Genomic DNA, 8,751 nt, shown 5'->3' on the forward strand with positions numbered 1-8,751 from the left:
GTGATCACCGACGCAGCCGGACACACAGCGAACGCTACACCTGTTGTCACTGCCGGGAACCTGACCAGCCAGACGCTTGCAGGCACTGCCTCACTGACCCTGAACGGCTCCGCTGTCACCATTGCCGGAAAGGTATACACGTTCACTGTATCGGCTGGCGCGATCACTGCCATCGCTGTGACTGACGCCCCGGCTGCTTAATCCCAAAGTTTGCGCCACCAGCTACGGCTGGCGGTGCTCACCTCTTTTGCAGTCTTGTCCTCCAGTAGCCCAGCAACGCGCTCTGCACTCTCCTGAGCGGCTTTCTGGTACTCCCGCACCTCTGCCCTCAATGATTCTGTTTCGCGCTGTAACGACTGTATAGCGGCTGTCAGTTCTGCTATCTGCTCCGACTGCGCTGCATCCTGTTTACTTTGTTGCTGTATCTGTTTGTTACCCGGTAACGTTTTAAGGGTAACACTCCCGTAATGTCTTTCTAATTCGGCAACATGAATAAACCGCTTACCCTGTTTACGGGTTACAGATACCAGACCCTTATCGATATGCGCGTAAAGCGTCTTTCGGCTGACGCCTGCGGCCTTCGCTGCGTCGGAAAGGTTGAGGTAGGGTGTGTACTCTGGCGGTACTGGAGGCTGCTCTGAGGCGGTAGAATCTGGCTCTGTTGACATGTGTTACCTGCATCGGCTGCGCGGCTTTAACCGCTGTTGACTTTGTGCAGTATACACCCGGAAACACAACGAGGAAGCCCAGCATTGCGCCGGGCCTAAGTGTTACTGCTGGCCCAACTGCGACCGCTTAAACGCCTGTATCTTCTCCTGCTCAATCAGAAACGCTCTGGCACGTTCTGCCCTCTGCTTCCGCTTCCGCACGCTCTGGATGCCGCACAGCGCGAATATCACAGGGATGGCGGTATAAACAAACATGATGCTATAGCCCTGTCCGGCTGCGGCCCGGTAATGCCCGCGCACCAGCACGGCACCTGTTCCCTGAGTCAGCCACCAACCCAGCGCCATAATCGCCGCGTACACGCCTGCACCAAAGACTATGCCTGACAGGTTCGCCCTGATGCTATCGAGCCAGCTACGGCGCTGCCGCTCCTCCTCTGCCCGTACAATGCTCTGAGCCTCGCGCACAGCCTGCAACCTCCGCTGCTCCGCCTTCTCCGCGTTACGCTGCGCATAGTTCGTCACTGACGCGTTATGCTGCTGCCCGTTCCGATAGGCTTTGCTGCTCCGATACTTCTTCATAACACCTGCTCCTTTTTAATCGCCTGCACCGTCTGCGGCGATACTCCGAAATCCTTCGCTATGGCTCTTATGCTGGCCCCTGCTGCGATTGCCGCCGCAATGCCTGGCCTGTCTACATCCTTACCCTTACCGCGCCCTGTGATGCGCCCTGCGGCCTGAGCTGCGCGGTATCCTTCCTGCTGGCGCTCTAACATCAAATCACGCTCCAGCGCTGCAAACGTCGCCATCATTGCGAGGAACGCGCGGCCCATCGCAGAGCTGTTATCTGCCTGCTGCCCTTCCTTGTGAAACTTCACCGCTACACCGCGTGCCGTTAGCTGCTCAATCGTACTGAGGATGTCCAGCACGTTACGGCCTAAGCGCGACATCTCATGCACATGCAGCGTATCGCCGTCCCGCACGTAATCCATCATTGCAGCGAAGCCGGGGCGGTTCGTGTCTTTGCCCGACAGCTTATCCTCAAACACCCGGTCTAATTCGATGCCGGACAACTGGCGCTCTGTGTGCTGGTCTGCTGTTGAAACCCTGATGTAACCAACGTTAGCCATCTGATTAACTCCGTTCGCTGTGCTGTATCAATTTGCTATGTGATGAAATGTACTGTATCAGAATGATTGATGCAAGGCTTTTTGATACAGCAATTGCACCTGTACCGGATTAATCAGGCCGTACCGATAAAGCGTGGCATTTTGATACACGATAACGAACACACATAAGCTATTGACATTGCAGGCAGAATCAGGACTCAACCCAAATAGAAACACACGTATAGGAGAAACCAACCACCAACAAAGAGAGATAACCATCATGATGACTATTACCGCGCACGATTCCCACTATGCACAGTTTGAAGATGCAGAGCTGAACGGCACAGGCGGCGCATACGACACGCTACGCGACTTAGGCTATGAGCTGGACGGTAGCCGCACCGATAGCGAGAGCGCCCCGGACAGCGGCGCACAGAAGCCCACGCGACGCCGCAAGGCGTACAGCAACAATCTGCTGGCTTACTGGCAGGAGCTGGAAAACAGCAGCAACCTCCCCGCCGCTATTGATGACATCCTGACAGGTAGCCTTAACTGCTTCGACAAAATGAAGCGATCACTGGTCTGGCAGGTACTCACCTCACAACCTGTGATTAACGCCGCTGCGGTGCAGGAGGTTACACAGGACAGATACTCACAGAGATGGTGCAGACAGGTAGCGGAGGCTATAGAGCACTTCCTCGTAATGCTGGACATGATGAACGAGCGTCACAGCTACAAACTGGCTATGTGATTAAAAAGTGTACTTAACGGAAGCATATATAAAAGGGGATGGAAATCCCCGTTATACCCCGGACAGCCATTGGCACTTCGTGCAACAGCTACACCCTAAACCGGAGAATACAGCATGACACACAACCAGATTAACCCGACTGAATCAGCCATAGAACGAGCAGCACGCTACGCAGCAGCACAACGAGCATTGTTAGAGGAATGGTATTAGACCGGACTTAGCTTGTGTTCGCACCCGGCATGGCTGGATAATACCCGTGGGCCTGCGGCGACGGCGCGGAGCTTATCATGGATTCAGGAACCTGTAAACACCTAGATGTCTGGATGGCTAAATAAACCCATCTACACCCGGTCATCACAACGCCCGGCACTGGCTGGCAATGAAGGCACCCGGACACCCTTTCATTTCTCACAGCCAGCGGCAGGCAACCCCTATGGGGGAAGTCGCATCGTTGATGGTCAGGGGGAGCCTCGCGTGGATATAGCAATTTTTGGTGTGCTACTGCACGGACATCGAGCTTTCAATATCCTGCTTTGCCAATAATTGGAACATTCCAAGTACGTCATTAACCTGCTCTTTCATCTTCTTTAATAGCTCGTACTCCTGACCGTTCTTATTAATCACGATGTATTGATTTACCACATATAACACGTTGGAAGCCCCTAGCCTGATCTCGTCGTCAGAGCTGATTGATACATCGTGGTAAAGCCGTTGGTAATCGAAATAGTCCACACCGTCTGCATTGCAGCTAGTATCCCTATACTTTTGCGTAAGCACACTAGAGGCGGTAAGAAAGTCCAAATATAGCAATCTCTTACGTTCAGTCATTTGTCGCTGATGCAGGATCTTATCTCTCCTGATTTCATGCCGATGGGTTTTGCAAAGAGTAAGGTAAGAGGCTACTGCTGCGATAAGTGCTCCAAGCCCTATTTTTACAGCCGAATCTACAACCGAAGCCCATTCCATACGCACCCTCAACAGGTAAAAAATATTCAGTATAAACAGTATACTACCAATCATTGTTCAGCATTAAACCAGAGCAGGCCAATAGAACGACACGCTATAGAGAGATAACATAGCTTTGCGCCACGCCATGATGCTTAGCCTGTCGTTACTCTCTGAGCGTCAACCCTTGTCCCACAAGGGCTACAGCCATGCATGGCTATTAATTGACCGAACGTGTGCTTTAGAGTGACACGTATAGGAGACATAGGGTAATTCCCTCCCTACGCCTCTGCTTCTCGCTTGAAATGGTTACTAGTCATAGCCTCTCCTCTGTGCAACCCGGTAGCGGCGTCTCTGCTGCCGGGGGCATTCTCCACCTGACTGCAATGCTGTAAGCGTACCGCCCCCGTGCTGTGCTCTTTCAGGATTGGTAGTTCTTCAAAGCGTAGCGGGTTACTTGGTAACTTTGAGCGTGTCCGCAAGGGTGCGCTCATGGGTACTCTGTACCGAACCGCTGTTTACGGTTCTTCTTGAATGCTGCTGAGACTTAAGGTGCATACGCCGCTCTGCATTGAGGCGTGGGCCTGTCCTCCGGGATGGGCCGCATATCTCCCTCTCCCTGTGAAATAACCTGAATACGTCCGGCGGGCTTCCTCTCCCGTGTGCGCTGCTGTGGGTGGCAGTCCGGGCGTATTCAGATTCTTTCATGGTGGAATCTTCCTTTAGAGTGTTGTTGATTGGCCCCGGTTCGCTGGGGCTTCTCTTTTTGATTTACTCTATGTTCACCCTGCAAGACAAAGACTCTCCCTCCCTTGTCGCACAAGGCTTTAGCAGCGACAACCCACCACAACCCTATGTTACGCACTTAAACAGCCTGGCCTTCGTGTCAGACCTAGTTTGTGCGGCATACCCCATTACAGGACGCAACATGCAACCACTCCCATATAAACCGGTAATCAAGAAAGGCGGCAAGCGAGTACGCACCCGCCCAACCAGCACGAAGCCTTTCGGCGGACAGAAGGGCAGACGCGCCACACTGAACGGGCAGGCTCTGCCGAAATACCCTGAGCGTGAGCAGATGCTGCGCCGCTCTGCTGAACGTCCTATGCCTACGCTCTCTGAGCTGACCGCTGCGCTCGCCGCGCCCTCCACTGATGACTTTGCAACGATGTGGCTCCAGCGCCTCTCTGTGCGTGATACAGCGCGTTTCCGTGCAATTTCTGAGGCTTGGGCCAAAGGTGGCCGGGCTGCTCTGGTAGGCGTTCACTACACCTCTGCGACACCATGCAAGAAGTGCGGCGGCACTGAGCGTATCGCTCTCTCTGGCCGTTGCGCACCCTGCTATAAGGAAACCCGCTTCGCTGCTGAACGGAAGCGCACAGAGCGCCAGATGCAGGCTGCGGCTGCTGCACAAGCTGAGAAACAGAGCGCGGCATACGCAGAGCATACGACTCCCGCAATCATCGCCCATGCAACCGCACCGCGTGTGCATTGGATGGCGGGCATTGTCCGGGGCGTTCCCGTGTTCATGCATCCGGTTAAAACCGATGGCGTGCAGAAGTCTTTAGAGTCCCTGCGCACTGCTGCGGTGGATTCTTGGATGCGCACCGATGCAGAGTTTCAGGCTGTCCGGGCTTGGGCCTGTGACAACGCCGCTATTCCTGCTGGCTACCACCAGCTTTAACCCTCAACCACAGGAGCCAGACCAATGTCTGATTATGACTTTTCCGACCTCTCACCAGAGGACGCAGCAAAGGCGCAAGCCATCGTTGCAGAGCGCACCCGCTACCGTAACAGCGACATCCAGCAGGACAACCAGTTTCAGCGCCAGCAGCGTGAGCTAGACGCTCGCCAGCGTGAGATTGAGGAAGACCCGCGCCGCTCTCCAGAGCAGAAGGCCAAAGCCCAATTGCTCTACATGCGTAGCCAGATGGCTCGCTCTCGCCGATAACCCGCAACGCTCCGCGCGTTCTGCTGGGTAATCACCTTACCCACTTTGCAGAATCCATGCAGGAGCGTCACCAATGCCTTTACCAGCAGCCGTCATCGCGGCTTTCGATAACCTCCCTTCGCCTGAGCAAGAGGCGCATCACTTCCGGTGCGCTGATGACTCGGAAATCATCCGGGCCTATATGCACGGAACCCGCCTACCTCGCAACCTCGCCAGCGCAAAGCAGGAGCGGTTGCAGCGTATCAAAAAGCACAGTGCTCCCCGATACGGTATTCACTGGAATCAGCGTCGTGCTGCTTTCGTTGCATACATCCATAACGACCCGATTGCACAGGCACCACTGCCGCACCTGCTGCATGAGATTTACGATGCGGCTTTAACCGATGCTCTGCGTGAGCTAATCAACTTAACCAATGAGGAATAACACCATGACTAACGAAATCAACAAGACCGAACAGGCACGCGGCGGCGCTGAGCTACTGGCTGCACTCGAAGGCGCACACGTTGCATCAACCGAAGCCACCAGCACCGACAGCGACAGCAGCACCTTTGATGCTGAGATTGCAGAAATCCTCGGCGGCGTAGCGGCCCCTGAACCAGCCCACAAAGGCGAGCAGGGCGATTGGTACGTACAGGACGAGAACTCCGGCCCGACCGCTCTGGAGCTGGCACAGGCTGCATCTGCTGCGGTTGACTCCAGCACCCGCAAAGTAGGTGAGATTAAGATTCTGCGTACCGATAAGAAGGGCATGAAGCACCTTGTGAAGCAGACCTACTTTGCACCAGACCACAGCGAAGCGCGTGAGATTGCGCAGCGCATGAAGGACGACGGCGTATTAGATTCACGCTTCGGCCCGGACTACAGTTTTCACGAGCACATGCATAAGTCACTGCACCCGGCTGACCTGTCAGTTGAGCCAATGACCTACACGGAATTTGATAAGCGACTGAAGCAGTTAGAGCAGACCACAGGCGTAGCGCGTTCGCTGCCTATGATGGCTAATGCTGGCTTTGACGTGGGCGCTAAACTGCTGGAGCTGTGCGACTACGACGACGAGAAAGCGGAGCTGCTGGCCGCTGTTGCGTCACAGCTTCCGGCATACCTGCGCGGCAAAGCACTGCGTGAGCATATTAGCACCGTTGAAGAAGTGCAGGAGCTGGCAATTGAACAGGCTCTGAATAAGGCATTCGGCCCGGCACTGAAGCGTATGCAGTTCGAAGCCTCCGCAATGGCTGCGGGTGCTGATGCTGAGCTGCTTCCTGAGCTGGTAGATATGGCGAAGACCGGAAAGCGTATGCGCCTCGCCAGTATGCTGACCGAAGCCCAATGGTTAATCCCTCTGGTTCCGTTCGGTGATGCTCCAGATTATCAGGCTGCAATGCTGGCCGTTGCTGACTTCATCCCTGAGAACGGCGCACGCTGGAAAACTGCTGTGAACTTCCCCCGCGCTATTGGCGCTGCACGTCCAACCTACCCGGACGGCAAAGAGCCACCAGCAGGAACAGGCCGCATGGATTTGAGTATCGGCATTAAGCGAGAAGGCGCTGCGGTTATCTTCACCGTGCGTGAACGTCATTACGATGCAGATGCCTGGGGCATGATGGGTACGAACAACCCGTTCGTCGTGCAGGCTGCTTTCAAGGTTGAGGCCGGGGAAGTCACTGAGCTGGACGTATCGAAAGAGCGTGCGAAGAACTTAGAGTTCCTGCGCGGTCTGGCGTTTGAGTATGGCGCTGGTCTGAACTTCGCTGATGGCTGGGGTGCTCTGCGTCGTGGCGCTGAATCAGCTAAGTAATTGTCAGTGCTCCAGAAGGAACAAAGGCGACGAGGTTGATTAAACCCCGCCGCCTCTGTAATCTGATTCTCGCAATGCTTGCTAGGAAACAGACGTCGCAATCTAATCCTAGCAAGGTTGGCTAGTTATGTCACTACCAACAGAAAACCATTCAACGACATTAAATCACATTGCAACTGGCTGGCTCTCGGTCACGGCCCCGGACTCCCGACAGGGATAAACAGGCATACCGTGGTATTCGGCCCTGCCCCGAAAAGCAGGCTCTGCCACCGTCTCACTGTACGATAACAGTACCTGATAAAGAGCGCCCGTCTGCACGGATTGCATCAACCTGAAAGCCTAACGGCAAAGCAACGACAGTCGTTGTCGCTGCGCTCCCCGTGGTTAATACCACGTTGGGGGCATTAGGCTTCTATTGTCTGAATCAATTAATAAACCCGGTCACAGCTTTACTGCTGCGGCTTCTCTACGCCTAAAGGAAACCACCATGAAACCACAGTTCACTCAATCAGATTACCAGCGCTCCAACCCGCTCGGCTACGGAGTTACCCGACACCGCAAGCGCTACAAGGCGCAGATACAGGCCGGCCCACACATCTACAACCTCGGCAGTTATGACACGCCGGAACAGGCCGCACTGATTGCGGAAGGCGCACGCCTGCTGCGCGATAAGCAGCGCATCAAACATCAAACGATGTAACCCGGCAATCCTGCCAATCCAACCATAAGGAGCCTATGCAATGGCTGATTTATTTGAAGACGTGGAAGCGCGTCAAGACCTCACCAACGTTATGACGAACGCGGTTAAGTTGCTGACCGTCGCACACACTGGCGGTAAAGACCTGAGTACGGTTAAACCTGCCCTGACTGCCGTTCTCGCTGAGCTGGAGCAGGCGCTGTCTGCTGCGGGTATCAGCCCGGTTGAGCCAGACGGCACAGCCACGGTTAAGGACGCTGCGGCTGTACCCGTGCAGGACGGCGCTGGCCACAAGGTTTCGGGCCTTGCTTCGGTCACAGGTAACACCCTAAACAGTGTCACCCTGCCACTGGTAAACGCCATCGCTACAGATGCTGATGAAATCAGTATTCAAGACCGGAACAGCAACACCCTGTTAGGCGCTGGCGTCCGTGCTCGTGTCAGTAATGGTGCGTTAGTTTCGGCGTACTTCTCCGGCCTGACCAATGCCCTGCAATCTGACGGCAACCCGGTAGACGTCACCACTGCACGCGGTGGCTCAACCGTTGCCGGACGCATTCGGATGTACGTTGCCAATAACGTGGTGCGGAGCGCGTATCTCGATGGCGCTGCAATGGTGCAGGCTGGCGCGGCTGTACGTGTCCAGAATGCCTCTACGCTGGGTGTAGACGACAACTGCACAGCGATTGTTGACGGTAACAAACTGACCGCCGTACAGCTTCCTGCTGAAGTCTCTGCCATCCGTAACGGCAAAGTGAAGGTGATCACCGACGCAGCCGGACACACAGCGAACGCTACACCTGTTGTCACTGCCGGGAACCTGACCAGCCAGACGCT

Annotated in this window: 12 protein-coding genes; 8 read left to right on the top strand and 4 right to left on the bottom strand. The window is 55.0% G+C overall.

Annotated elements, in window-relative coordinates:
- The coding region (locus HFD95_RS22000) for a hypothetical protein (RefSeq protein WP_207713355.1) at positions 1–201 on the top strand (201 nt) is incomplete at its 5' end.
- On the opposite strand, the gene HFD95_RS21785 is transcribed toward HFD95_RS22000, so the two are convergent.
- From HFD95_RS21785 to HFD95_RS21795, 3 genes are all read right to left on the bottom strand, one after another.
- The gene (locus HFD95_RS21785; protein ID WP_167430706.1) at positions 198–668 is read right to left on the bottom strand and encodes a helix-turn-helix domain-containing protein; all 471 of its coding nucleotides are present in this window, start codon (positions 666–668) and stop codon (positions 198–200) included. The genes HFD95_RS22000 and HFD95_RS21785 overlap by 4 nt on opposite strands.
- A 102-nt stretch (positions 669–770) precedes the next feature.
- Complete coding sequence (locus HFD95_RS21790; protein ID WP_167430707.1) at positions 771–1,247, bottom strand: hypothetical protein; 477 nt, start codon at positions 1,245–1,247, stop codon at positions 771–773.
- Positions 1,244–1,795, bottom strand: coding sequence for a recombinase family protein (locus HFD95_RS21795; RefSeq protein WP_167430708.1), 552 nt, complete (start codon positions 1,793–1,795; stop codon positions 1,244–1,246). Before HFD95_RS21795 ends, HFD95_RS21790 begins: the two co-directional genes overlap by 4 nt.
- Before the next feature lie 259 nt (positions 1,796–2,054).
- Between HFD95_RS21795 and HFD95_RS21800 the strand changes: the two genes are divergently transcribed.
- Positions 2,055–2,525 carry a hypothetical protein gene (locus HFD95_RS21800; protein ID WP_167430709.1) on the top strand — a complete coding sequence of 157 codons (471 nt, stop codon included), beginning with the start codon at positions 2,055–2,057 and terminating at the stop codon, positions 2,523–2,525.
- Between the two features lie 498 nt (positions 2,526–3,023).
- Here the strand turns inward: HFD95_RS21800 and HFD95_RS21805 are convergent, their stop codons facing one another.
- On the bottom strand, positions 3,024–3,491 hold the full coding sequence (locus HFD95_RS21805; protein ID WP_167430710.1) for a peptidase M14: 468 nt from the start codon (positions 3,489–3,491) through the stop codon (positions 3,024–3,026).
- 685 nt (positions 3,492–4,176) lie between these two features.
- Here HFD95_RS21805 and HFD95_RS21810 point away from each other — a divergent pair.
- From HFD95_RS21810 to HFD95_RS21835, 6 genes are all read left to right on the top strand, one after another.
- The gene (locus tag HFD95_RS21810) at positions 4,177–5,154 is read left to right on the top strand and encodes a hypothetical protein (protein WP_167430711.1); all 978 of its coding nucleotides are present in this window, start codon (positions 4,177–4,179) and stop codon (positions 5,152–5,154) included.
- Positions 5,155–5,178: 24 nt separating this feature from the next.
- Positions 5,179–5,421: a hypothetical protein gene (locus HFD95_RS21815; protein ID WP_167430712.1), complete on the top strand. Its 243-nt coding sequence runs from the start codon at positions 5,179–5,181 to the stop codon at positions 5,419–5,421.
- 73 nt (positions 5,422–5,494) lie between these two features.
- Positions 5,495–5,845, top strand: coding sequence for a hypothetical protein (locus HFD95_RS21820; RefSeq protein WP_167430713.1), 351 nt, complete (start codon positions 5,495–5,497; stop codon positions 5,843–5,845).
- Positions 5,846–5,849: 4 nt separating this feature from the next.
- Positions 5,850–7,217, top strand: coding sequence for a hypothetical protein (locus HFD95_RS21825; protein WP_167430714.1), 1,368 nt, complete (start codon positions 5,850–5,852; stop codon positions 7,215–7,217).
- Positions 7,218–7,704: 487 nt separating this feature from the next.
- Positions 7,705–7,917, top strand: a complete 213-nt coding sequence (locus HFD95_RS21830) for a hypothetical protein (protein ID WP_167430715.1) — start codon at positions 7,705–7,707, stop codon at positions 7,915–7,917.
- Positions 7,918–7,957: 40 nt separating this feature from the next.
- On the top strand, positions 7,958–8,751 hold a 794-nt coding region (locus HFD95_RS21835), incomplete at its 3' end, for a hypothetical protein (protein WP_167430716.1).

The organism is Pantoea sp. EKM10T, from assembly GCF_011800685.1.
In the GTDB taxonomy this organism is placed as follows: domain Bacteria; phylum Pseudomonadota; class Gammaproteobacteria; order Enterobacterales; family Enterobacteriaceae; genus Pantoea; species Pantoea agglomerans.

What these genes read in the sequence shown, in the direction of transcription:
- HFD95_RS21785 (WP_167430706.1), bottom strand. Translation starts at nt 668, where the DNA reads ATGTCAACAGAGCCAGATTCTACCGCCTCAGAGCAGCCTCCAGTACCG.
- HFD95_RS21790 (WP_167430707.1), bottom strand. Translation starts at nt 1,247, where the DNA reads ATGAAGAAGTATCGGAGCAGCAAAGCCTATCGGAACGGGCAGCAGCAT.
- HFD95_RS21795 (WP_167430708.1), bottom strand. Translation starts at nt 1,795, where the DNA reads ATGGCTAACGTTGGTTACATCAGGGTTTCAACAGCAGACCAGCACACA.
- HFD95_RS21800 (WP_167430709.1), top strand. Translation starts at nt 2,055, where the DNA reads ATGATGACTATTACCGCGCACGATTCCCACTATGCACAGTTTGAAGAT.
- HFD95_RS21805 (WP_167430710.1), bottom strand. Translation starts at nt 3,491, where the DNA reads ATGGAATGGGCTTCGGTTGTAGATTCGGCTGTAAAAATAGGGCTTGGA.
- HFD95_RS21810 (WP_167430711.1), top strand. Translation starts at nt 4,177, where the DNA reads ATGGTGGAATCTTCCTTTAGAGTGTTGTTGATTGGCCCCGGTTCGCTG.
- HFD95_RS21815 (WP_167430712.1), top strand. Translation starts at nt 5,179, where the DNA reads ATGTCTGATTATGACTTTTCCGACCTCTCACCAGAGGACGCAGCAAAG.
- HFD95_RS21820 (WP_167430713.1), top strand. Translation starts at nt 5,495, where the DNA reads ATGCCTTTACCAGCAGCCGTCATCGCGGCTTTCGATAACCTCCCTTCG.
- HFD95_RS21825 (WP_167430714.1), top strand. Translation starts at nt 5,850, where the DNA reads ATGACTAACGAAATCAACAAGACCGAACAGGCACGCGGCGGCGCTGAG.
- HFD95_RS21830 (WP_167430715.1), top strand. Translation starts at nt 7,705, where the DNA reads ATGAAACCACAGTTCACTCAATCAGATTACCAGCGCTCCAACCCGCTC.